The 24507-nt window shown below is 38.2% G+C and carries 26 protein-coding genes; 6 read left to right on the forward strand and 20 right to left on the reverse strand.

The genetic code is table 11. From position 1 onward, the window contains the following. Positions 1 to 56 precede the first annotated feature (56 nt). Together ACRPLQ_RS22770 and ytrI are read left to right on the forward strand one after the other, a co-directional pair. Positions 57 to 392 (forward strand): YtrH family sporulation protein, encoded by a 336-nt coding sequence (locus tag ACRPLQ_RS22770; protein ID WP_013059455.1) that lies wholly within the window; start codon positions 57 to 59, stop codon positions 390 to 392. Then, on the forward strand, positions 389 to 907 hold the full coding sequence (ytrI, locus tag ACRPLQ_RS22775) for a sporulation membrane protein YtrI (RefSeq protein ID WP_014458035.1): 519 nt from the start codon (positions 389 to 391) through the stop codon (positions 905 to 907). The genes ACRPLQ_RS22770 and ytrI overlap by 4 nt, the downstream gene beginning before the upstream one ends. A 38-nt stretch (positions 908 to 945) precedes the next feature. Here the strand turns inward: ytrI and ACRPLQ_RS22780 are convergent, their stop codons facing one another. Next, the gene (locus ACRPLQ_RS22780) at positions 946 to 1884 is read right to left on the reverse strand and encodes a DHH family phosphoesterase (protein ID WP_033579614.1); all 939 of its coding nucleotides are present in this window, start codon (positions 1882 to 1884) and stop codon (positions 946 to 948) included. Between the two features lie 251 nt (positions 1885 to 2135). Between ACRPLQ_RS22780 and ACRPLQ_RS22785 the strand changes: the two genes are divergently transcribed. Next, the gene (locus ACRPLQ_RS22785; RefSeq protein ID WP_325074915.1) at positions 2136 to 2432 is read left to right on the forward strand and encodes a YtpI family protein; all 297 of its coding nucleotides are present in this window, start codon (positions 2136 to 2138) and stop codon (positions 2430 to 2432) included. A 271-nt stretch (positions 2433 to 2703) separates the two neighbouring features. On the opposite strand, the gene ACRPLQ_RS22790 is transcribed toward ACRPLQ_RS22785, so the two are convergent. From ACRPLQ_RS22790 to ACRPLQ_RS22820, 7 genes are all read right to left on the reverse strand, one after another. Beyond that, positions 2704 to 4020 (reverse strand): CBS domain-containing protein, encoded by a 1317-nt coding sequence (locus ACRPLQ_RS22790; protein ID WP_028411790.1) that lies wholly within the window; start codon positions 4018 to 4020, stop codon positions 2704 to 2706. Positions 4021 to 4101: 81 nt separating this feature from the next. Then, complete coding sequence (locus ACRPLQ_RS22795; protein ID WP_033579613.1) at positions 4102 to 4338, reverse strand: hypothetical protein; 237 nt, start codon at positions 4336 to 4338, stop codon at positions 4102 to 4104. A 228-nt stretch (positions 4339 to 4566) separates the two neighbouring features. After that, positions 4567 to 5244: a metal-dependent hydrolase gene (locus tag ACRPLQ_RS22800; protein ID WP_034271489.1), complete on the reverse strand. Its 678-nt coding sequence runs from the start codon at positions 5242 to 5244 to the stop codon at positions 4567 to 4569. A 113-nt stretch (positions 5245 to 5357) separates the two neighbouring features. Continuing rightward, the gene (gene ald / locus ACRPLQ_RS22805; protein ID WP_014458028.1) at positions 5358 to 6479 is read right to left on the reverse strand and encodes an alanine dehydrogenase; all 1122 of its coding nucleotides are present in this window, start codon (positions 6477 to 6479) and stop codon (positions 5358 to 5360) included. Between the two features lie 150 nt (positions 6480 to 6629). Further along, the gene (locus tag ACRPLQ_RS22810) at positions 6630 to 6797 is read right to left on the reverse strand and encodes a hypothetical protein (protein WP_013059463.1); all 168 of its coding nucleotides are present in this window, start codon (positions 6795 to 6797) and stop codon (positions 6630 to 6632) included. A gap of 164 nt (positions 6798 to 6961) precedes the next feature. Next, entirely contained in the window at positions 6962 to 8350 is a 1389-nt protein-coding gene (gene argH / locus ACRPLQ_RS22815) for an argininosuccinate lyase (protein ID WP_014458026.1), read from the reverse strand. Then, a complete protein-coding gene (locus tag ACRPLQ_RS22820) occupies positions 8347 to 9555 on the reverse strand; it encodes an argininosuccinate synthase (protein ID WP_033579611.1) in 1209 nt (402 codons plus the stop codon). The genes argH and ACRPLQ_RS22820 overlap by 4 nt, the downstream gene beginning before the upstream one ends. A gap of 314 nt (positions 9556 to 9869) precedes the next feature. Between ACRPLQ_RS22820 and ACRPLQ_RS22825 the strand changes: the two genes are divergently transcribed. Further along, entirely contained in the window at positions 9870 to 10184 is a 315-nt protein-coding gene (locus ACRPLQ_RS22825) for a hypothetical protein (RefSeq protein ID WP_028411794.1), read from the forward strand. Between the two features lie 25 nt (positions 10185 to 10209). On the opposite strand, the gene ACRPLQ_RS22830 is transcribed toward ACRPLQ_RS22825, so the two are convergent. From ACRPLQ_RS22830 to sppA, 8 genes are all read right to left on the reverse strand, one after another. Then, positions 10210 to 11052, reverse strand: a complete 843-nt coding sequence (locus ACRPLQ_RS22830; protein ID WP_033579610.1) for an EcsC family protein — start codon at positions 11050 to 11052, stop codon at positions 10210 to 10212. Positions 11053 to 11283: 231 nt separating this feature from the next. Then, positions 11284 to 12474 carry an acetate kinase gene (locus ACRPLQ_RS22835; protein ID WP_013059468.1) on the reverse strand — a complete coding sequence of 397 codons (1191 nt, stop codon included), beginning with the start codon at positions 12472 to 12474 and terminating at the stop codon, positions 11284 to 11286. Positions 12475 to 12670: 196 nt separating this feature from the next. Then, the gene (locus ACRPLQ_RS22840) at positions 12671 to 13663 is read right to left on the reverse strand and encodes a class I SAM-dependent methyltransferase (protein WP_033579609.1); all 993 of its coding nucleotides are present in this window, start codon (positions 13661 to 13663) and stop codon (positions 12671 to 12673) included. Positions 13664 to 13810: 147 nt separating this feature from the next. Further along, the gene (gene tpx, locus ACRPLQ_RS22845) at positions 13811 to 14305 is read right to left on the reverse strand and encodes a thiol peroxidase (RefSeq protein WP_028411797.1); all 495 of its coding nucleotides are present in this window, start codon (positions 14303 to 14305) and stop codon (positions 13811 to 13813) included. 177 nt (positions 14306 to 14482) lie between these two features. Beyond that, positions 14483 to 14950 carry a GerW family sporulation protein gene (gene ytfJ / locus ACRPLQ_RS22850; RefSeq protein ID WP_028411798.1) on the reverse strand — a complete coding sequence of 156 codons (468 nt, stop codon included), beginning with the start codon at positions 14948 to 14950 and terminating at the stop codon, positions 14483 to 14485. Positions 14951 to 14963: 13 nt separating this feature from the next. Continuing rightward, a complete protein-coding gene (locus tag ACRPLQ_RS22855; RefSeq protein WP_028411799.1) occupies positions 14964 to 15662 on the reverse strand; it encodes a DUF2953 domain-containing protein in 699 nt (232 codons plus the stop codon). 320 nt (positions 15663 to 15982) lie between these two features. Further along, complete coding sequence (locus tag ACRPLQ_RS22860) at positions 15983 to 16486, reverse strand: RDD family protein (RefSeq protein ID WP_033579607.1); 504 nt, start codon at positions 16484 to 16486, stop codon at positions 15983 to 15985. A 10-nt stretch (positions 16487 to 16496) separates the two neighbouring features. After that, positions 16497 to 17507, reverse strand: a complete 1011-nt coding sequence (gene sppA, locus ACRPLQ_RS22865; protein ID WP_028411801.1) for a signal peptide peptidase SppA — start codon at positions 17505 to 17507, stop codon at positions 16497 to 16499. Positions 17508 to 17656: 149 nt separating this feature from the next. On the opposite strand from sppA, the gene ACRPLQ_RS22870 reads away from it, so the two are divergent. Continuing rightward, complete coding sequence (locus ACRPLQ_RS22870) at positions 17657 to 18457, forward strand: NAD kinase (RefSeq protein WP_028411802.1); 801 nt, start codon at positions 17657 to 17659, stop codon at positions 18455 to 18457. Between the two features lie 23 nt (positions 18458 to 18480). Here ACRPLQ_RS22870 and ACRPLQ_RS22875 read toward each other — a convergent pair whose 3' ends face one another. The 4 genes from ACRPLQ_RS22875 to ACRPLQ_RS22890 all read right to left on the reverse strand — a co-directional run bounded on the left by ACRPLQ_RS22875 (position 18481) and on the right by ACRPLQ_RS22890 (position 22835). Beyond that, a complete protein-coding gene (locus tag ACRPLQ_RS22875) occupies positions 18481 to 20073 on the reverse strand; it encodes an amidohydrolase (RefSeq protein WP_328152883.1) in 1593 nt (530 codons plus the stop codon). 123 nt (positions 20074 to 20196) lie between these two features. Beyond that, positions 20197 to 20385, reverse strand: a complete 189-nt coding sequence (locus ACRPLQ_RS22880; RefSeq protein ID WP_028411804.1) for an alpha/beta-type small acid-soluble spore protein — start codon at positions 20383 to 20385, stop codon at positions 20197 to 20199. Positions 20386 to 20474: 89 nt separating this feature from the next. Continuing rightward, positions 20475 to 21686, reverse strand: coding sequence for a tRNA uracil 4-sulfurtransferase ThiI (thiI, locus tag ACRPLQ_RS22885; RefSeq protein WP_028411805.1), 1212 nt, complete (start codon positions 21684 to 21686; stop codon positions 20475 to 20477). A gap of 6 nt (positions 21687 to 21692) precedes the next feature. Further along, positions 21693 to 22835 carry a cysteine desulfurase family protein gene (locus ACRPLQ_RS22890; RefSeq protein WP_028411806.1) on the reverse strand — a complete coding sequence of 381 codons (1143 nt, stop codon included), beginning with the start codon at positions 22833 to 22835 and terminating at the stop codon, positions 21693 to 21695. A 222-nt stretch (positions 22836 to 23057) separates the two neighbouring features. Here ACRPLQ_RS22890 and brnQ point away from each other — a divergent pair, with 222 nt between their 5' ends. After that, positions 23058 to 24413 carry a branched-chain amino acid transport system II carrier protein gene (gene brnQ, locus ACRPLQ_RS22895; RefSeq protein ID WP_033579604.1) on the forward strand — a complete coding sequence of 452 codons (1356 nt, stop codon included), beginning with the start codon at positions 23058 to 23060 and terminating at the stop codon, positions 24411 to 24413. Positions 24414 to 24507 lie beyond the last annotated feature (94 nt).

Here is a 24507-nt window from a genome sequence, read left to right on the forward strand (position 1 = left end):
TCCATATATATGTAGGAAGCATGAGTTATCAATAAAATAGTAAAGGAGGACGCGTCATGACAAAAGAGCCTTTTATGTCTCTTTTCATTTGGAGTTACTTTACTTCATTAGGTATTATTTTAGGCGGTTCATTAATCGGAGCATTTGCGGGGTTCTTAATTGGAAAATCTCCCCTGTACGTTATGCATACCCTCAGCAATAGCTTAAAAATCTGGGCAATTGTCGGAGCCATCGGAGGAACATTTGATACGTTTTACAGCTTTGAGCGAGGACTCTTTGAAGGAGCGACAAAAGATGTATTCAAACAAATTCTTTTAATTCTATCCGCTATGGGAGGAGCTCAGACCGGGGCTCTGATCATCAAGTGGTTAACGCAGGAGCACTTTGTATGAGAGTACCCAGCGAGCGAATGTTCAAGCGCTCCGACTGGCAGCGTTTTTTTGCCGGTATTGTCATTGGAGCAATTGTCAGCTGGGGAGTGTTTTTAACAATTTACGGCGTTTCAAGAGATAGAGAGCTAGAGGAGATTCGAATTGCTAATGATAAGCTAAAAAAAGCAAATTTGCAAATTAGCGCATGGCAAGAAGATGTAAAAGCATTAAACAAGGAAATGAAGCAGCATTTGATTATTCAAAATGTGAAAGTAAAATTAGTGAACGGCCATCGTTATAAAGTAAACTCTGTGGTGGAATACAATATTCAAAAAAGCGTCGACGAAGAAGCTCAGCACTTAATTGCCCAAGATATTGAAAGTGCGTATCGAAGCAGGGATATCTTAAAAAAAGCAATTGAAAACAAAAAATACGAATTCGATAAAACGATTTATGAAGTTGAAGTTCATCAAATTTATTTTTATACAACGCTTTCGATTGAAGTTCGAATTAAAAAGATGGAAAAAGTACTATAAAAAGCCGCTGATTTAAAATCAACGGCTTATTTTACAGATTACTCCTGACTGCAGAGCTCTTCTAAATCAAGTAGTAAAGGCTCTACTTCTTCCCATGAGTCAATGGAAGCGCCGGACGCAAGAGGATGGCCTCCTCCGTTGTATTTTCTAGCAATTGTATTAATCACAAGCTCTTTTGAACGCAGGCGGACCCGAATCTGATTTTCTTCTTCTACAAAAAATACCCACGTTTTCACTCCATCAATTTGTCCTAACGAGCCGACTAGCTGAGAGGCATCAGCAGGTGTCACATCATATTTGCGAAGAATTTCATTCGGAATTTTCATGTGAGCAACTCCCGCTGGAGACATCGTGAAGTTTTGCAGCACATATCCATGTAAGTGAGCGACGTTTTCTTTTGTTTTGTATAGCTGATCATATACATCCTTAAAATTGAAGCCATATTGAATCAATTCACTTGCATAGCAAAACGTTTTCGGCTTTGTATTTGGAAATAAAAATCGGCCCGTATCACCGACAATACCAGTGAAAATTAACTTTGCTCCTTCATCATTAAGAGCTAACCCCTTTTCTTTTCCTTCCAAGTAAAATTCATAAATCATTTCACTTGTTGAAGAAGCAGACGTCTCAACCCAAAGTAAATCACCGTAAGGAGTTTGATTCGGATGGTGATCGATTTTAATGATCATTTTTCCACTTGCGTAGCGCTGATCTGATACACGCGCTTCATTCGCCGTATCACAAACGATGACAAGCGCATCTTCATAGGTGTCATCGGCGATATCATCCATACGGTATAAAAATTTTAACGACTCCGCTTCTTCTCCCGTTACGTATACCTTCTTTTCCGGAAAAGATGTTTTTAACAATTCCGCTAATCCGCACTGAGATCCGTATGCATCTGGATCTGGACGAATGTGCCTGTGAATAATGATGGTGTCAAACTGCTTAATAGCTTCTAATATTTGTGCTTTCATTTTCTCTCTCCTGTCAATACTGTTCTTGTTTTATGTACGTACCACATGCACTTATATTTCCACAGCGCTGTATCCATAATCTTTATTAAATCATATCTCTTCTCCTTTTTAAAAGAAGAATCAATCAATAGTAGAATTTTCTGTTATTGACCTGTAAAATAATAGATACTACTGTAAACACTTTCAACACTACGCATTACTAGCATCTAGAAACATTACGGATAGAAATACACCGGACTGGAGGGGCGTCTGTGCCATTTTTTATGATTTTAATCGTTGTGTCCTTTGTTTTCTACATGTATTTAAAAGTAAAATACGTACGTTCAAAACGCCCAATGGAACGAAAGTGGATTTCCGCTAAGTCGAGTATTTGTCTTGGCTCTTTTGTATTATTTTTTGGGATCAATCAATGGTTTATTTACGAAACAAACCTTTCGCTTATCATCGGCATATTATTTATATTATTCGGTTCAGGTAGCATAATAGCAGGTGTCAAAGCTTATAAGTACTATCAGCCTTATGCAATAAAAGAAGCAGATCAAATGTAAAAAAGGCTGAGGCATAACGAGAGGAATCCAATCTAAAGACGAACAAATGGGAGACATGAGCTGAACCGCTTGAGACACCGCCGTTGATTTCCGTGCAAGACTTCGCTTTCCGCTGGAGTCTTCGTCTTGCCCTCCAATCAACGGCTAGAAGAATCTAAACAGGTGAAACCTACGTTTACCCTAACAAAAAAAAACGAACCACTCATCAACATGGTTGATAAATGGTTCGTTTTTCACTTCGTCTAACATACTTTTGTCCCAGCTTCTTTTTTTATACTCTGTCCAATAACTGAGCCATCATCATCGCTTTTCCTACTACAACTCCGGCGTTGTAGACTTCTACATCTAATTTAGCAAACTTCCGACCCAGTTCTAATAGCTTAGGGCGAATTTCAATTACACTTTCAATTTGAACCGGTTTAATAAAATAAACGGTAATGTTTTCAATAACCAAATCACCTTTTTTATATAAGCGCAGAACACGATTAGCAGCTTCCGTCACAATAGTAGTAAAAACTCCGTATGAAATAGTTCCCATATAATTTGTCATTTGTGGCGTTACTTCACAGCGATAGACAGGTGCTTCCTTTGTCTCTTGTACGTCCATAAATTGATTCGTTACAATGTCATCAATGGTTTCTCCTACCTGTGGTTGACGCTGAATCATTTGCAGCGCTTTTAAGACATCTTGACGGCTGATAATGCCTTCTAGTCGATGGTAATCGTCCACTACAGGCAGCACTTCAATCCCTTCCCATACCATCATATGAGCGGAAGAAGCGACCGATGTTTTCCCGTGAACGGTCATCGGATTTTTCGTCATCACTTTTTCAATCGAAGTGGAAAGATCATATCCAATAACATCTTTTGAGGTAACCATACCATGAACTTTCATATGCTGATCTACTACAGGAAAACGACTGTGGTGCGTTTGATCGTTACATTCGTGCCATTTTTCAATCGTATCGGTTAACTGCAAGCTAACCGCTTCAGAGACGGGTGTTAAAATATCCTCTACAAGCACAATTTCTTTTTTTATCAGCTGATCATAAATAGCCCGATTAATCATCGTTGCAACTGTAAATGTATCATAGCTCGTTGAAATAATAGGAAGCTTCAGATCATCCGCAAGCTTCTTAACCCATTCTTCCGTATCAAAGCCGCCCGTAATTAAAACGGCTGCGCCTGCTTCAAGGGCTAATTCATGAGCGTTTACTCGATTCCCTACGATAAGAAGGTTTCCGGCCTCGGTATACCTCATCATAGCATCAAGCTTCATCGCTCCAATAACAAACTTATTTAACGTTTTATGCAAACCTTCACGTCCGCCCAGCACTTGTCCATCTACAATGTTTACTACTTCGGCAAACGTGAGCTTTTCAATGTTTTCTTTCTTCTTTCGTTCAATTCGAATAGTCCCTACTCGTTCAATCGTTGAAACATATCCTTTATTTTCCGCATCTTTTATTGCTCGGTACGCCGTGCCTTCACTGACAGTCAGTTCTTTGGCAATTTGGCGCACTGAAATTTTTTCACCAATTGGAAGCGAATCGATATACTGTAAAATTTGCTCATGTTTTGTCGCCACGTGTACTTCACCCTTCTAAAACGTTTTTACGTTTCATATGTCTTTTCTTTTATTATACGGGGGAAGTGAAATGGATTCAATCTAACCTCTTTGACGCAAAGGCTTTCTCGCACTATTTTTTTGAATACCTGTCTTTTTACGGCGCGGTGCATAAAGTAGTGATGACAAATTGCCTCCGGCTACAAAAAGAGCAAAGGTAAGCCAGCTTATACTAAAAATCCCTTGCAAACTCGCAGTTGTTAACACTAAGTGCGGCATTGCATAGTAAAGCATCACTCCGCATAGTAAAAGCGATAAAATAACTCGATTTTTTTCCATAACTCTCCCTCCTTATTATTACTATCGTATGCGGGAAAGTAAAAAAAGCAGAACGTTTCTTTGCAAATAAAAAGAGATTAAGACATAACTGCATCGATTCAATCTAAAGATGAACAAATGTGAAACCTACGTTCACCTTAACAATAAAAAAAGAACGAGTGATCGATATTATCGATTACTCGTTCTTTTTTAACTTTAACTGAAATCGTTTTGTCCCATCCTCTATGATTAAAGATCCAATCCTTCTCCAACTTTTAATACTTTTCCTTCAATACCAGATAAAGACTCAACAAATTGATGAGGATCTTGCTTAATTACAGGAAATGTATTGTAGTGAATTGGCACAACAAGCTTTGCCTGCACCCATTCCGCTGCGATAGCCGCATCTTCAGGTCCCATTGTAAAGTTATCTCCAATTGGAAGAAATGCTACGTCAGGCTCATGGCGACCAATTAACTTTAAATCAGAAAATAAAGCCGTATCTCCAGCATGATAAATTGTCTTTCCTTCAATCGTTAAAAGCAAACCAGCCGGCATTCCTGTATAAATAATTTTCTCATTATTTTCTGTATAACTTGAACCGTGGAAAGCTTGTGTCAATTTTACCGTACCAAAATCAAATGTATAGGCTCCGCCTATGCTCATTGGATGTACGTTTAAGCCTTGCCAGCTAAGATATGTAGCTAATTCTGCTACTGCCACAACAAGTGCACCGCTGCGCTTAGCAATTTCCACCGTGTCGCCTACATGATCATTATGGCCATGAGTCAGTAAAATCACATCTGCTTTTACATCTTCAGCATTTAAATCTGTTAATTCATTTCCAGTGATAAACGGGTCAATTAAAATTGTTTTTCCTTTTGTTTCAATTTTAACAACAGAATGTCCATGATAAGAAACGTGCATCATATATTCTCTCCTTTTACACTAACCTTTTCTATATTCTACCCGTCTGTTTTGGTTACAAAACAAGTGAATACGCGGCTATCATATCACAAACTGCGCAAAAACATGCCTTATTATGCTTGCTCTAATAAAGTTGTTGCATCAGCGTAAGTTAGACCGTGTGCATCTGCAACAGCCGCGTAAGTGACAAACCCATTTAGGGTGTTGATGCCTTGAAGAAGGGAAGGGTTTTTTAAGCACGCTTTTTTATATCCCTGATTTGCTATTTGCAGAGCATAAGGAACCGTTACGTTGGTCAGCGCTAAGGTCGACGTGCGGGGAACAGCCCCTGGCATATTAGCAACAGCATAATGCAAGACCTCATGCTTCGAGTAAGTCGGGTTATCGTGAGTAGTAATACGATCAGTTGTTTCAAAAATTCCGCCTTGGTCAATGGCAATATCAACCACAACTGACCCTTTTGACATCGTTTGAACCATTTCCTCGGTGACAAGCTTTGGCGCTTTAGCTCCCGGTATGAGAACCGCTCCTATCACTAAATCTGACTCTTTTACAGATTGTGCGATATTGTAGTGATTTGACATTAATGTTGTCACTTCTTTACCAAACAAATCATCCAGCTGGCGAAGGCGATCAGCGTTTAAATCAATTATTGTGACATCAGCCCCTAATCCGACCGCAATTTTAGCAGCGTTGGTTCCCGCTACTCCTCCTCCAATAATTGTTACTTTTCCTCTTTGCACGCCTGGCACTCCACTTAACAAAATCCCTTTGCCACCTTTGGTTTTTTCTAAAAATTGAGCTCCAATTTGAGAAGACATTCTTCCTGCAACTTCGCTCATCGGTGTTAACAGAGGCAAGCTTTTATTTGGGAGCTGTACCGTTTCATAAGCGATACCCACTACCTTTTTATCAATCAATGCTTTCGTTAACGCTTCTTCAGCTGCCAAATGTAAATACGTAAACAAAATAAGTCCTTCACGAAAATATCCGTATTCTTCTGAAATCGGTTCTTTTACTTTCATAACCATTTCAGCATCCCATGCTTCTTTTGCAGTATTTACAATAGAAGCTCCTGCATTTGTGTAATCTTCATCATGGAATCCAGAGCCTTCTCCTGCCTGTGTTTCAATATATACATCATGCCCACCGTTAACTAAAGCTGTAACACCAGCTGGAGTAATAGCCACGCGATTTTCATTATTTTTTACTTCTTTCGGCACTCCAATTTTCACCTTTATCCCTCTTTTCTTATATCAGTGATTAACTGAAAAAAGAACGCCACACCAAATCCTTTAGAAAACCGGATTTACTATGACGTTACCTTTCGATAGAGCTCAGCATAATCCTGCTTTTCTTAGTCTATATACAGTATATGCATGTAGTTATTCATATAGTTCGTTATCACTCTGTGCTTCTGGATTTTCAACTACAGAAGCCATAGCATCGCCAATAACGCCGCTTGAATAAGAATCCATTAGCTGTCTTGATGTCTCTTTTTCTCCTTCAAAATCATATTCATATACATGCTGCGGATGTTTTTTGTCTTTCATATGTCACTTCTCCTTTTTCACTCTATTTTCTTTACGAATGTGAACTTTATTTCATAATCCCTTACATGATCTTTTCTATTTTCTTCTTAATTGCTCTAGTTATACCATTTATCTCACATCAAAAAACGCCCGCAGAATTTTCTGCGGACGTTTTGAAAACTGTTTTATATTGAAGCTTTTTCATGCAATTCATCTTTAGCTAGCTGAATTGCTTTTTTCACTTGTTCAAACCCTGTTCCTCCCGCGCTATTGCGGCGATTAACAGCTGTTTTTGGACTTAATACATGGTAGATGTCTTCCTCAAATAAATCTGACGCTTCTTTATATTGCTCGAGCGGCAAATCCATTAGGTAGATATTTTTCTGAATACAAACGAGAACTAGTTTCCCAACCACTTCATGTGCTTCACGAAACGGCATACCTTTTGCAGCAAGATAGTCAGCTAACTCCGTTGCATTTGAAAAATCTTGTTTCGTAGCTTTTTCCATAACATTTGTTTTTACTGTCATTGTTTCAATCATGCCAGCAAAGATTGTTAAGCAGCCTTCAATCGTTGTAACCGTATCGAACATGCCTTCTTTATCTTCTTGCAAGTCTTTGTTGTATGTTAAAGGCGTGCCTTTTAACACAGTCAACAAGCTAAATAAATGACCATATACTCGTCCTGTTTTACCACGAATTAACTCTGCCATATCAGGATTTTTCTTTTGAGGCATAATACTGCTGCCAGTTGCATACGTATCATCCATTTCAATAAATTGAAACTCTTGACTAGACCATAAAATTAACTCTTCACAAAAACGAGATAAATGCATCATTAAAATAGAACTGTTGCTTAAAAACTCTAAAATAAAGTCACGGTCGCTGACAGCATCCATACTGTTTTGATAAATTCCATTAAAGCCTAGAAGCTCCGCGCTGTAATGACGATCAATTGGAAATGTCGTACCAGCTAAAGCTCCTGCTCCTAAAGGAGATAAATCAATACGCTTTAGTGATTCCGCATAACGCTCAGCATCACGCTTAAACATTGAAACATAAGCCATTAGATGATGAGCAAAAGAAACCGGCTGCGCGCGCTGTAAATGTGTGTAGCCTGGAAAAATAGTTTCGACATGCTGATCTGCTTTTGTAAGCAGCACATCTTCTAGATTTTCGATCAGTCCTACAATTTGCTGAACATGCTTTTTTAAATATAAGTGCATATCTGTAGCAACTTGATCATTACGGCTTCGACCCGTATGAAGCTTACCTCCAACCGGACCAATTTCATCAATTAATAGCTTTTCTAAATTCAAATGAATATCTTCATATTGAGCAGAAAATGTTAATTCTTTCTTCTTAGCTTTTTCAAGCAGTGTTTGAAGGCCTTTTTTAATTTGTGACGCTTCATCTCCAGAAAGAATGCTGCATTTCTCAAGCATTGTTACATGTGCTAAACTGCCTTCAATATCTTCTTCTACAAGATGCTGATCAAATGAAATGGACGCACCGAACTCGTCAATCCATTGTTCAGGGCGTTTCGTAAAACGCCCTCCCCAAAGTTTGGTCATACCGTTGTCACCTTCTTTTGATTTACCATGCTACTCACTTGTGTTGGAAGACCCCATAATGAGATAAAACCAACTGCTGCATTGTGATCAAATTCATCTTCTTTTGTATATGTTGCAAGTTTTTCATTGTATAAAGAATTAGGAGATTTACGTCCCTCTACGATAGCATGCCCTTTAAATAGTTTTACTCTCACTGTTCCGTTCACATATTGCTGCGTGTCTTTTAAGAATGCAAGCAGGGAATTTGTTAATGGAGAGAACCATAAACCCTCATAGATAACTTCTGTTAATTTTTTCTCAATCACTGGTTTGAAGTGCGCGACTTCTTTCACTAATGTTAAATCTTCAAGCTCTTTGTGTGCTTTGATTAATGTCATAGCAGCTGGACACTCATATACTTCACGTGATTTGATTCCCACAAGACGGTTTTCTACATGATCAATACGTCCCACTCCGTGCTTACCTGCAATTTCATTCAATTCTAGAATTAACTGAGCTAGCGTATAAGATTGACCATTTAATGCTACTGGAACACCTTCAACGAATTCAATTTCTACTACATCGGCTGTGTCCGGAGTATTTTCAAGAGAAGCCGTTAGGTCATATGCTTCTTCAGGTGGAGCTGCCCAAGGATCTTCAAGAACGCCGCACTCGTTACTTCTTCCCCATAAGTTTTGGTCAATTGAAAATGGGCTGTCTAAGTTAATTGGAATTGGAATATTCTTTTCTTTTGCATACTCGATTTCTTCTTCACGAGACCATTTCCAGTCACGAACAGGAGCTAAAACTTCTAAGTGTGGATTTAATGCTTTAATTGATACTTCGAAACGCACTTGGTCATTTCCTTTTCCCGTACATCCATGTGCGACAGCTACTGCATTTTCTTGTTCTGCTACTTCTACAAGCTTTTTAGCGATTAGCGGTCTAGATAGTGCAGATACTAATGGATATTTTCCTTCATATAACGTGTGTGCTTGAAGTGCTGCTAATGCAAATGTATTAGCATATTCTTCTTTTGCATCAATCACATATGACGATACCGCTCCAACTGTTAAGGCTTTTTCTTTAACGAATTTTAAATCTTTTCCTTCGCCTACGTCTAAACAGCAAGCTACCACATCGTACCCTTTTTCTTGTAACCATTTAATTGCAACTGATGTATCTAAACCTCCGGAATATGCTAAAACAACTTTTGGATTACTCATCATCTATTCCTCCTACAAATTATATATATATTAATACAACCGTTTTAATTTTTATTCATTTAATCTACTATTACTTTAACAACTTTTTAATCTATTTTCAATAGTTATTCAAAAAAAAGTATATAAATTCACGTTTTTTTTAATTTAATAGGATAAAAGCTTTTAAAATACTGTAAAAATAGACGTGAATGAATATTCCTGCCTTAAATGCATTGTATATTTATATGCATAAATCAAGTATAAATGATTTATTTTTCACTTAAAGTAGCTCTGGCTTTTGTCATTGTATAAAATGGAAGGGAAGAGGTGAAAAAATGGAGCGCTTTTTTACTTATGACAACAGACTCGGTATAAAAATTCCTGCTCTTGAAAGAGAATGGACATTCTATTCTGAAAAAGTTCAGCAGGATATCCTCCTAACATGGGAATCCATTCGAGGGCAAATTCCAGACAAAATTCAATCTGTAGAAAAGAGGATTAATCAAAAACAAGCGGCGTTAGAAGATGAGACTAATTTTATCCGCTCCTGTGAATTAAATAGCGAGATAGGAGAACTTGCTTCTATTATTAATGATTTGTGGATTTGGTATCGAACAAATGAGGAAATATCAAAAAAAGTTCACGGATAGACAAAAAAACGAGTCTCATGAAAAATTAATGAGACTCGTTTTTCTTATCCAGCAAATAGCGGTATTGGTAAAAGCGCTTCGCATAATCTGTCACTTGTTTGGCCATTCGATAATTCATCCCTCCGCCAACCATCATACTCACAATTGGCAAACGATTATAAACTTTTCGCTTCGCAGCAAATATAGCTAGCGTTTTTCCAATTTGCACAACGATTTTTTGCAGCCACGTCTTATCTACAATTTGATCAACACCTTCATAAAAATACGGGTCAAATTCTTGGCTTAGCTCACTCTTTAATTGATGCCACCCCTCAGCCTGAAGGTGTCTAGGTAACGTTGCTGCATGAAAAACTTTTAGCGTTAGCATAAGCTCTGAAGGAGTCTGGATATGATAGCCGTAGCTCATTGCTGCCTGTTGCACCGCTTGAATATTCATGCATAAAACAGCGGGTATATCAATACCGACTAGCAGCGATTGGCCGGTTCCTGAAAGTGCTCCTTGACTCAGCGCATACAACCGCAGCTTGGCCATTTGCTGTTCGCATATATAAGAAAGCTGATCTACTTGAAGGGAATTCATTTCTGACAGATCTGTGATATCTTCTTTGAATACACGGGCGGTTTCAATAATTCGTTTTGTCGCTTGAGTTTGCATTTCCGTACCTTGAATTAATGCAGTTAACTGAAAGAGTCCCTCATCAATTTTATGTAAATAGGTCTCACGAACAGAAGCAGGAATTAAGTTAAGCCCTTTTTCTAACCATTCTTCGTACAATAACTCCATCTCAGTTGCTTCTACGCTCTGTAAGCTCTCTTCCCATTTATAGATTTCTTCTAAAAGCTGGTCTTCGCGATTCGTTAATATCATCATGTCACCCTTTCAAGAAATAAGTAGTTTTATTTTTATTATAACAAATAATGCATCCGTTACATTTTGCTTCCTATATTATTTCTTTCTTCTATACGTTGTAAACCTTCTTTCAACCGTCAGCTCCTTACGCTATATAAAAAAGCTGATTTCCTAACAAGGAAATCAGCTTTTCGTTAGTTTGCCTGACAATTTATGAGAATTCATGCATTGAAGAGGCACTTTATGAACTTAAATATTCGCTAAACGAGTAACGTCACGTGCAATCATAACTTCTTCGTCTGTAGGAATAACCATAACTTTAACTGGAGAATGAGGGTAGCTAATAAATGCTTCTTCTCCTTGTACACTATTTAAAGCTGGATCCCAATAAACGCCCATGAACTCTAAACCACGAAGAACGCGAGCACGTACAACATCACTGTTTTCTCCAATACCTGCTGTGAAGATGATTGCATCTACACCAGACATACGAGCAGCATAAGAACCGATATATTTATGAATACGGCTAGCAAATACTTCAAGTGCTGTTTCAGCGCGTTCATTGCCTTCAGCGCTTGCTTTGATTAGATCGCGTAGGTCACTAGAAATACCAGATACACCTAAAAGACCACTTTCTTTATTTAATACATTTAATACTTCGTCAGCAGTTTTTCCTGTTTTCTCCATAATAAATGGAATTAATGCAGGGTCAATGTTACCTGAACGAGTTCCCATTGCTACACCAGCTAATGGTGTGAAGCCCATTGATGTATCAATTGACTTTCCGCCTTCAATTGCAGCGATACTTGCACCGTTACCTAAGTGACAAGAGATTAAGCGTAATTGTTCAATTGGGCGTCCAAGAAGCTCAGCTGCACGCTCAGAAACATATTTATGAGATGTGCCGTGGAAACCGTATTTACGAACGCCATACTTTTCATAGTACTCGTACGGTAAGCTGTACAAGAATGATTTTTCTGGCATTGTTTGATGGAATGCTGTATCGAAGACTGCTACAGCTGGAACATTTGGAAGAATATCTTGGAACGCTTTAATTCCCACAATGTTTGCTGGGTTGTGAAGCGGTGCTAAATCAGATAAAGCTTCAATTTCCGCTAGTGTTTCATCTGTGATTAAAACAGAGTCAGCAAATTTCTCTCCGCCGTGTACGACACGGTGACCTACACCAGTGATTTCATCGTATGATTGAATGATGTTTTGAGAAAGTAACTTTTCAACTAAAATTTTAACTGCAACAGCATGGTCAGGGATTTCTGTAATATCCGTTTGTTTTTCACCATTTACCGAGATCGTGAAAACAGCGTTATCTAAACCAATTCGTTCTACTAAACCTTTTGTTAATACCGTCTCACTTGGCATTTCAAATAATTGAAACTTAAGTGAAGAACTGCCGGCGTTGATTGCCATGATTTTTGACATAAAAAAACAGCTCCTTCTTTATTATACGTGCATCATAAACATAACGAACAGAACATAAAAGTGTAATCTCTACAATATTCTATGCATTTCGACACGATTTCTATCCTTATTCATTTAATCATTCACGACAATAGATTTCAAGAGCTATACATCATGAAAACGCTACCGGCAAATATTCATTATTTTCGAAAAAGACTTACTTTTTATTAACGCGAAACCATTGGTCCATTTGAGCCATAATATCACTCATTGCTTCTCGATTACTGAACTTCGGCAAATTCACAAGCAGCGCGTTCTCAGGTGCCGTTACCCCTTCTCCTTGCTTTTGAAGAATGATAATACTCTTAGCAGCCTGCTCTTGTTTGAACATTGAAAGCGGCAGCTGAACGATTCCTTGAACGATTGCTTCCTCTTTTAGCAGCGGCTGTAATAAATGAGACTGTTCAGATTCGAACAAGTTATTTGGAATAAGAGCTACTACGTATCCTCCGTCTTTTACATGGCGCAAGCTTTGTTCAATGAATAAGTGATGAGCATAGGTATGACCTTCTTCAGCTCTTACTTTATAGTCTTTTGCCCCTTCATCGTTTGGATAATAACCAACCGGCAGGTCACAGACAACTAAATCAACAGGATCAATAAAAAGCGGCTGTAAACTGTCTTGATTAAATAATTGAACGCCGTGCTTCTGTAAGTTTGCATTTACATATGTCAATTGAAGTAATAAATCATCCACATCTACACCGTATACATGTTCAATTGACGCAGCGTGTGTATTTAAAATGGTTGTTAATAAGTTTCCAGCTCCTACTGCTGGATCTAAAAGCGTATACTTATCTTTTCCTGCCATGAATTTTCCAACTAAGTAGCTAACAAATAGTCCTACAGCATCAGGGGTCATTTGGTGGTTAGGCTGAACTGCTTCTTTCATCCCTTTTAAAATAGCTAGCTGATATGCTTTTCGAATCGTTTCTTTTTCAAAATGATCAAGCGTGATTGAATCGTATTCTTTTTTTAAACGTTTTTTGGTTACCTCATCTAGCTCTTCTTGCAAAATAGTTCCTTGAAACAAGTTTTCTCCCGTTTCAGCTACTGCTTCTAAATATACACAGTTTAGTTCTTTTCTTAAAATAATAGCTGTTTGATCAATTACACCAAATAGCTTTTCCATACTAGCTAATTGACTCATATTCTGCCTCCTGTGTAATGAAATGATATCTATATAAATGAGTAAACGTCCTATTTGGAACATCATATTTTATCATAAAAGCTTCTTAAAACACAAAGAAGGCGAAAAACATTGTTTTCCGCCTTCTGCCGAACGCCATAGACAATCTTACTTAGCTGCTTTAGCTGCTTCGATTGCTGCTTCGTAGTTCGGATGCTCAGTTACTTCTGGTAAGTACTCAACATACGTTACGTTGTCATTTGAGTCTACTACAAAGATTGAACGAGCCAATAAGCGTAATTCTTGAATAGCTACACCATATGCTTCGCCGAAAGATAAGTCGCGGTGGTCAGATAATGTTTGAACATTATCAATGCCATTAGCACCACACCAGCGCTTTTGAGCAAACGGTAAATCTACGCTCACTGTTAATACTTTTACGTTATCTAATTTAGCTGCTTCTTCGTTGAAGCGGCGAGTTTGCGCATCACAAACTCCAGTATCAATAGAAGGAACTACACTGATTAGGCGAACAGAACCCTTTGTACTGTCAAGCGTTACTTCTGATAAATCATTTGCTAAAACGGTAAAGTTTGGCGCCTTGTCTCCAACCTTTACTTGATTTCCTAATAATGTTACATCGTTACCTTTAAATTTAGTCACGAATAATTCCTCCTTTAAATAAGTATGTACACTGTTCATATTAGCTTGTCTGTCTCTATATTGCAATTAAATGACATACATACTATAACGCTATATGCTAGAAAACATGCCCAATAAAAAAAGGCTTTGCTTGCTTCTTTTATCGTTCAAAGAAGCAAGCAAAGCTTTATTTTATCCCTACAAATTAAAATCATTTGCACCGTCATGATGCTGATTTTGTTGATTATGATGATCCTGCTGATGGTTATTTCGCTTGAACATTTGCTGCACGCGTTCAATTGCTTGAGGTGCTGTATCTAAAATCTTTTCATATAAATGTGTACTTTCATTAAGGTGAAGCATTTTAATTCCGCTTCCACTCACAATTAAAAAGGCAATTGGCGTAATTGATACACCGCCACCGCTACCTCCGCCAAATGGATGACCTGATTCTTGCTGATGCTGCCCTGGAGAAGATGGCGCATGCCCTTCTACTCCAAACTCGCTTCCGCCCGCTGCAAAGCCAAAACCTACTTTTGAGACAGTTAAAATAACGCTGCCATCAGGTGTTTCTACGGGATCACCAATGATTGTATTAACATCAATCATTTCCTTTAAATTTTCCATAGCTGTCGACATTAAACTTTTAATTGGATGTTCTGCCATTAAGATAACCTCCTTATGTTTTCACAGAGTGTGTCTTGTTCTTATTTGACGACTTCCATCTTTTGCGACGCTTTTTGGACGTATGCCGCCAGTATCTCAAGGTCCGTAAACCTACTAGAATAGCTTGACCAACTCGAAAAGAAATTATGCACTCAAATACCGTTTCTGACCAAAGATGTTGAAATACAGGGGTAACGCTCATTACAGGCATATCTTTTAGTTTCATATAACGGCTGATTATACCAACTATGCCCCCCTTTGCAGACCATACAGCCCCGGTAAGTACGCCTGTTAACGCAGCATCACCTAAGCCGAAACGGCTGTGCCATTTAATATCCCTTACCGTCACTTTCTGTAAGAAACGACGAAAAATTTTATGAAAACCGACTACCTGTTCAAGGAATTGCTTCGCATTTTCTAACATGCTTAATCCGTCTTCTACAGAATAATCACTCCATGAATTCTCGTCTTCTTTTCCTTGATCACCCATTCCTTTCTTCTTTTCAACAAGCAAACGAGGAGAATCTTTTTTTACTTTCACTACCGGAATTTCATATGTATAGCGAATAAGACCAAACCAAGCCCTGAGTCTCACTCTGTAATAATCGTTATCTCGGACATGATGAAGCTCTACAAATAGCGTGATTTTTGTCCATACAATAAGTACAATAACAATTAAAAGTGCTAGCAATATCCATAAAAGCCATAGCACATCCTTCACTCCTTCTTAGCTTCACATTATCTCCAACACACAGAATATTAAACCTTATGAAAACAATAAAAAGAGGTTGAGACATAACGAAATGAATCCAATTTAAAGACGAACAAATAGTATACATGAGCTTAACCGCTTGCGACACCGCAGTTGATTTCCGTGCAAGGCTTCGCTTTCCCTCCAATCAACTGCAAGAAAGACCTACACACATGAAACCTACGTTTACCATAACCAAAAAAACGAACCACTAATCAAACACCTTGATCAATGGTTCGTTTTTCAATTTGTCTAAATACTTTTGCCCCAGCCTCTTTTTATTATCTGCTTATTGTACCTTCATGTATAACGGTTGTATCTGCATAGTAATCATGCGCTCCTTGCTTTTTAGGTAAAAAAGCAACTAACAAATAGCCAAGTAAAAAAACTGTTTTAGAAATATAACGTCCAATTCCTTCACGAAACAGCACAACAGGCCAAGTTAAAGTGGAGTCTTTCAGTGATACTACTTTAAGCCCAAACACCATCTTTCCAAGCGTTTGTCCAAAATACTTGGTCATTAAAACAAAATAACCATAAAAGATAATCACCGTCACAATCGTATAGGGAGAAAAAAATCCATCCCCTTGAGGAATATCTGCTAAATGGAAAATGGGTTTGATCAGCAGGGAGTTCAAGCTAGCTACTACAGCTAGATCCAAAAGATATGCCCAAAAGCGCATCCAAAAGCCTGCATAATGGAATTCACTACCTATTGGAGCACTTACCGCTGGCTCATGTTTTATAGTGTCGTTTGATTCGGTTGAATGAGATTGATTTTCCATGTTCCCACCTCTATTCTGCATATAAATACATCAAGCGCGGAGAGCTTGGCTGCGCAAATGTTTTTAACATTGCGGTAACTTGTTCATCTCCACCAATTACTTTTTGCATGCTCATTGAAAGCCAAGAAGGCAGTCCGAATCCTTGATTGTATTGAATTACTTGTGCACCTTTTAACTTGTAATCTTTCTCCATTCCTTTTACCGTATCTTCAAAATAGCCTAGTTGATCGACCAGCTTCAGCTCTTTAGCCTGACGTCCATCGTACACTCGTCCATCTGCAATAGAACGCACTTTTTCTTTAGAAAGGTGACGTCCTTCAGAGATAACATTGACGAAACCATCATACGAGTTGTCTACAAGTGTTTGCATAATTTCTTTTTCTTCTCCGGTCATTTCTCTTGTTGGAGACATAATATCTTTATGAGCCCCGCTTTTAATAACAACAGATTCTACTCCTAGTTTATCCGCCAGCTTGCCATAGTTAACGCTTTGCATAATTACACCTAGTGAACCTGTTAAAGTGTCAGGGATTGCATAGATTTTAGTAGCAGCTGTTGAAATGTAATAGCCTCCTGAAGCAGCCATTGATCCCATTGAAATATAAACTGGCTTTTTCGTGTCTTTCTTCAGCTCTTCAATTTTTTTATGTATTTCAGCACTTTCAACGACGCCCCCGCCCGGTGAATTCACCTTAATAATGACTCCTTTAACTGCCTTATCATTTTTTGCAGCCTCTAGCTGCTTTAAAAATGCTTGGTGGTTATAACCATTTTGAGACATAAGCGGAGAGGAACCGCTTCCTGTATCTTGAATCGTTCCATTGACCTCTAGTACTGCAATTTTCTTAGCTGCATTCCCTTTTTCGATAACTGTTTCTGATAGTTCACTGTCGTCTCCTCCAAATATGCCTGCCAGACCGTCATCTTTTTCTTCTTTGACTGAAAAACCAACATTAACAATCGCAGAGAAAATGAATAAGCAGGCCGCAATCAAAAGAGCAATCCACCTTTTTTTGTTCATGAAAATCCTCCTTTTTAGGTGTCAGAATTAAAAGATTATTCTTTTAATTTTTAAAGCAATAATGCTATAATTATTGTAACAAACTTTTTTTAAAAAGTTTACTTTATCGCTAATATTTTACATATCAGACAAACAAGGGGGAACTATCTATGCCAAATCGTCGCAACGTTTATTTCTTTCATCCAAAAAACCAGGAAACAAAGGCGCTCGTAAGTCCACTTATTGAACTTGCAAAACAATATGATTTTCATGTAGTAGACCATTTCGACAGCGCTAACATCATTGTAAGTATTGGCGGTGACGGAGCTTTCTTGCAGGCTGTCCGTCAATCTGGCTTTCGAGATGACTGCTTATATGCTGGTGTCACAACTTCAGATCAGCTAAGCTTTTACTGCGATTTTCATATTGATGAAACGGATAAAATGATTGAAGCTATTACAACAGAAAATATAGAAGTACGTCGATTTCCCGTTTTACAAACTCAAATTGATCAAGGAACTTCTTTTTATTGCTTAAATGAATGTTCCATTCGATCAGGTGTTATAAAAACATTCAGTCTAGATGTTTTTATTAACGAAAATCACTTTGAAACATTCCGTGGGGATGGGATGATTATTTCAACACCAACAGGCAGTACGGCTTATAATAAATCAGTAAATGGAGCCGTAGTTGATCCGTTAATTCCTTGTATGCAAGTCAGCGAATTGGCATCGTTAAATAATAATAACTATCGTACATTAGGATCTTCATTCATCCTAAGCGCTGAGCATACGCTCACTTTAAAACTATCCAATGACAACAACCACAATCCAATTATTGGAATAGATAACGAAGCATTAAATGCACGTCAAGTTGATCAAGTTCAAATTCGTTTAAGCGACCGTCAAATTAAAACGGTTAAGCTGAAAGATAACTCTTTCTGGCAACGAGTTAAGCGTACATTTCTATAACAAAAAGCGCCCTTGGGCGCTTTTTATTTTTGATATACAATTTCTCCATCAATAGCAGTCATCTGCACCCGTACCCCTGGAATATCATCTGCAGGTATCTCAAACAGATCTCTTTCTAATACGGTAAAATCAGCTACATAACCCTTTTGAACGTATCCTTTTTTATGCTCTTGATGAATGGCCTGCGCGCTTCCTAACGTAAACAGCTGAACAGCTTCAAATACAGTCAGTCGCTCAGAAGGTATGTAAACGACCGAGCTGTTTGGAGAAGTTTTTCTTGAAACCGCTGCATGAATCGTTAACATTGGATTGATAGGTTCAATAGGCGCATCCGATCCCCCTGCACACATAACGCCCTCGTCCAATAACGTTTTCCACGCATAGCAATAATCCAAATGCTCTTCTCCAATTTTTTCAATGACCCATGGAAAATCACTGGCTAAAAATCGAGGCTGAATATCCAATACAACAGGAAGATTTTTTACAAGATCAACTAAATCTTTTCGTAAAATCTGCGCATGAATGATACGATCTCTTTGCCCTGTTTGAGGAGGATATTGCTCGATGCTTTCTACTACATATTGAAACGCTAAATCACCAATCGCATGAATTGCAACGGTCATGCCCAATTCTCTCGCTTTCCTCACTAGCTGCTTTAATTCATCTAGTGATTGAATAGCTACACCTCTTGTAGAAGGGTCGCTTTTGTAGGGAAAGCTTAAAAGCGCAGATTGACTGCCAAGCGAACCATCAGCAAAAATCTTCATTGGTCCTATTTCGATAAAATCGGATGTGTCTTTCTTTTCTTCACAGTATGTATACATATCATCTACAACTTCATGATGAACAAGTAAATGAGCACGAAACAGCTGCTTTTCTTTATGAATAACGTCTTGAAATGCTTGATATGTACGCAGAAAGCCTCCATAATAATTTAAATCTTCCGTATGTCCACCCGTTAATCCGTGCCGAACACAATCTTTAATGGCCACTGAAAGCGCTTGTCGAATGTATGCTTCTGATACTTGAGGAATATGAGCCGTTACTAATTCTTGCGCTTGATCAGCCAAAAAACCGGTAGGATTTCCAGCTTCATCCCTCTGGATAATACCTCCTTCCGGATCACGTGTTTCAGCTGTAATTCCGGCTATTTTAAGAGCTGTTCCGTTCGCTACTAATCCGTGACGACAAACTCGCTTCAACATAATAGGATGTTCAGTTGAAAGCTGATCAAGATCTTGATACTGAATCAATGAGGAATCTTCCCACTGATTTTCATCCCAGCCTTCCCCGATCACCCATTCTCCTTTTGGTGTACTCTCTACTTTTTGTCGAACACGCCTCAACACGTCTTCCCGAGAAGTAGCTTGAGACAAATCAAGCCGAAGAAGCTTTTCACCGTGACCAATTAAGTGAAGATGGCTATCTACAAAGCCAGGGTACATTGTATATCCTTTGAGGTGTACTTCGTTTTTAATTGCAGGACCCCATTTGATTCTTAACTCTTCTTCTGCACCTATATCTTCAATAAATCCGTTTTCAACATATACGCTTTCTACATGCTCATCTTCTTTTCGCATCGTATATATTTTGCCGCCGTAAAATAAAGTTCCCATCGCCAACATCTCCTTTACTTTATAAAGCTTGACCTTTTCTCTATTATACGTGACAAAACAAACAAGACAAAAGAGTGGGGTTTCCCCCACTCTTTTTAGCCATCATTATTTAGTTAATATGACTTATTTACCACCAAGTTGTTGCTCAGCTAGTTGAACTAAGCGTTTAGTGATTTCTCCACCAACAGATCCGTTAGCGCGAGCTGTTGCTTCTGGTCCAAGATTTACACCGAATTCAGAAGCGATTTCGTATTTCATTTGGTCGATAGCAGCTGCTGAACCAGGAGCTACTAATTTGTTTGTGTTTGCCATGTGTTTTCACCTCCTTGTTGAATATAGATTGTGTCAAAACACATGGCTTCATACATGATCTCTTTTGGTAATTTTATGAAATTTTACTTTTAAAACAAATCTTCGACGTTCTCTGCCGTATTTGTAGCCGAAGAAGCAGTCATTTCAAGCGTTTCTACATTATTTACCGCTTCTTGAATTAATGTTTCAAAATCATAAAATTGTTCGTATCGATTGATTTTTTCACGCTTTGGCTTCGTTTTAGGTGAGCTTGGCGTAAAAATGGTACAGCAGTCTTCATACGGACGATTCGAAATTTCATGCGTATCAATCTTACGGGCAATTTCAACAATCTCCGTTTTATCCATTGTCACAAGCGGACGCAAAATTGGCGTATTCGTCACTTCATTAATCGCATACATGCTCTCAACAGTTTGGCTAGCTACTTGCCCTAAGCTGTCTCCAGTTACGATAGCTAACGATTCATTTTTTTCACGAATGAGGTCCGTAATTCGAAGCATCATACGACGTGTAGAAGTCATCGTATAATTCTCTGGAATTTGTTTTTGAATCGCTTGCTGCACAGCTGTAAACGGTACAATGTGCAGCTTTACTTTTTCGTGATAAGCCGTTAATTTTTGCGTTAAATCAATTACTTTTTGCTTAGAACGTTCACTTGTAAAAGGCGGACTATAAAAATGAACCGCTTCTATTTCTAAACCGCGCTTCATAGCTAAGTATCCTGCAACCGGGCTGTCGATTCCTCCAGAAAGCATGAGCATCGCTTTTCCACTCGTACCAACTGGAAGACCCCCTGCTCCGCGATAATCAAAACATGTAATATACGTTGCTTCACTTCTCACTTCTACTCGTACATTTACGCTTGGCTCTTTTACATTTACTTGTAGATGCTCTGTATTTCGTAGAATATGACTTCCTACTGCATAATTTAATTCGTTTGTATCAAGAGGAAATTGTTTGTACGCTCTTCGAGTAGATACTTTGAACGTTTTTCCTTCTATATCAAATTCTTTCATTGCTTCTAGCGCTGCTTCTTGAATGGCTTCAAGTTCATTTTCAACTTTTAATGCTAAACTAAAACTTTGAATACCAAAGATTTGCTGAAGACGTTCAATGATAGGCTCGTGATTTTCACCATTTAAGTGAATATACATGCGGTCTCTTGTGTATTTTACGTGAATGTTTTGGAATGCACTAAGAGCCGTTACAATATTTTTTCTTAGCTGCGCAACAAATTTTTTTCTATTTTGTCCTTTAGTGGAAATTTCTCCGTATCGAATTAAAATATGGTTATATATCATAGTTATTTACCTCATTACTTTCTTTAGATCTTCAATTACTGTGAAAATAGCATTTATAATGGGCGTTACTTCATTATAGTCATTTAATCCTGACAAGCTCAAACGAATGGACTGATCGGCTTCTTCGTAATTTTTACCGATAGCTAAAAGCGTTTTACTTGGCTTTTTTCGTTTTGATGAGCAGGCAGATGTAGTTGATACAAACACTCCTTTTTCTTCAAGAGCGTGAACAAAAACCTCACCTTTAATACCTTGCGCTGTAAAATTTATAATATGGGGAGCTGAATGCTCATTCGGCGTATTAATCGTGATTCTTTCGTGAGCAGAAAGTTTGTCCATCAGTTCTGCTTTTATTTTCTGCATTTTTTGCTGATTCTGAGCTGCATGTTCAAGTGTTAAACGAAGTGCTTTAGCAAATGCTACGATTCCCGGAACATTTTCCGTGCCTGATCGATGCTGCATTTCCTGAGAGCCTCCGCTAAGCAACGGATGAAGCTGAACTCCATTCCGTTTATATAAAATCCCCGTTCCTTTTAAGCCGTGAATTTTGTGTCCTGATAATGTGCATAAATCAATTTTATGATTTGCTAAAGAAAGCGGAACTTTTCCAATCCCCTGCACATGATCGACATGAAAAAGCACCTTCGAATAGTTCGTGAGCATCTGTCCAATTTCTTCAATTGGCTGAATGGTGCCAATTTCATTATTTACATGCATAACGGATACTAAAATGGTTTCATCCGTAATAGCTGATTCAATAGCCGCAGGTGACACAAATCCATTTGAATCTACCGGAACATACGTCACATGAAACCCTAGTGCTTCTAACTGCTTAAATGGTTCATGAACAGAATCATGTTCAATATTTGTCGTAATAATATGCTGACCTCGGCTTTTATATTGCATCGCTACGCCTTTAATAGCTAAATTATTCCCTTCCGTTCCTCCTGATGTAAAGATAATTTCATTTGACGATACGTGCAGCAATTCTGCTACTTGCTCACGTGAACGGCTCAACAAATTCTCCGCCTGTACGCCAAATTGATGGAGGGACGATGGATTGCCATAATAAGTTGTAGCTACTTTGGTAAAAGATTTTATGACTTCATTATAGGGTTTTGTTGTAGCGCTATTATCTAAATAAATCAAGGATGCGCGCCCCCTTCTTCATTTTTTCGGAACAACGTATTATCATACCACACCTTGGTATTTTTTTAAATTAGGCGTTCCTTTTATTATTAATAAAATATTTAGATTTTTTCAAAAAAACCTATATATGATTCCATAAATGTGGTAGTATGTATCACGTACTTTTAGTTTTTAAAAAGTCAGAAAATTTAATCATCAACATAAGAAACACTAGGAGGCATTATGAAAACCAAAGCACTCACTAACAAAGAAATACTCGCCATCGGTCTTATGCTGTTTGCTCTCTTTTTCGGAGCGGGAAATATGATTTTCCCTCCTTTGCTCGGACAGCAAGCCGGAACACACACTTGGAGTTCCATTATCGGTTTTCTCATTACAGGTGTAGGACTTCCGCTTATGGGGATAATCGCTGTTTCTAAAAGCAATGGAAACTTTACCGAAGTAGCTAAAAAAGTTCACCCTATTTTCGGGATTTCTTTTACTATATTGCTTTACTTAGCAATTGGCCCTTTTTTTGGTATACCCAGAACGGATACAGTAGCGTTTGAAATCGGTGTGACCCCATTTTTATCAGAAAATGCGGTTGCAAGCAAGATTCCTTTAATGGTCTATACCGTTATTTTCTTTGGACTAACACTTTATTTATCATTGAATCCAACTAAAATTGTTGATCGCATAGGAAAAATTCTAACTCCTTTACTGCTCGCAGTATTAGCTCTTTTAGCTATCAAAAGTTTAATGACACCTATGGGTTCTTTTCAAGAACCTCACGCCAAATATATAGCCTCTCCATTTACGGGCGGCTTTATTGATGGATATTTGACAATGGATACAATTGCAGCTCTCGTATTTGGCATCGTTGTTATCAACAGTATTAAGGAAAAAGGCGTAACGGACGAACGAACACTCGCTTCGGTATGTATCAAAGCCGGGTTGATTGCTGCTGCTGGGTTAGCTATCGTTTATCTTTCTCTCGCGTATGTCGGCGCTTCAAGCGTAGAAGCAATTGGTATGAAAGAAAATGGAGGAGCTATTTTAACAGCTGTAGCTACAACATTATTCGGTTCGTTTGGCACCATTATTTTAGGACTTGCTATTACATTTGCTTGTCTAACGACAGCCATCGGATTAACTTCTGCTTGCGCACGATTTTTCACGCAGCTGGTGCCAAGCATGTCATATAAAACATTTGTTGTCATTTTAATGCTGTTTAGTGCTGTTATTTCAAATGTAGGGCTTACTCAATTAATTTCTATTTCCATACCTATTTTGACCTTTGTATACCCTATTGCCATTACGCTAATTGCTTTATCATTAATTGAAAGAGCCATTTCGTTCGGTCGAGAAGTATATGTGACAGCCGTAATCATTAGCTCGATTCTGAGCATTTTTGACGGGTTAAAAGCAGCAGGAATTATCTTAACAAGCATAGACGATTTTTTCAAAAACTATTTGCCCCTTTATAGCCAAGGCCTTGGCTGGCTTATTCCAACAGTTGCTGCTGCCTTCATAGGCTATATTATTAGCATTGCAAGAGGTACACATCACACGGATAGTATACAAAGAAAAGCATCATAAAAAAGCTCGTGTCCAAAGGGACTGACCCCCTAGAGTGAGACAAATAAAAAACACCTTTAAGTTAAAAAACGGGTATGTAGTACCTAACAATAAC

Origin of the sequence: Priestia sp. TRN 1309 (genome assembly GCF_050846875.1) — a bacterium.
Classification (GTDB): domain Bacteria; phylum Bacillota; class Bacilli; order Bacillales; family Bacillaceae_H; genus Priestia; species Priestia zanthoxyli.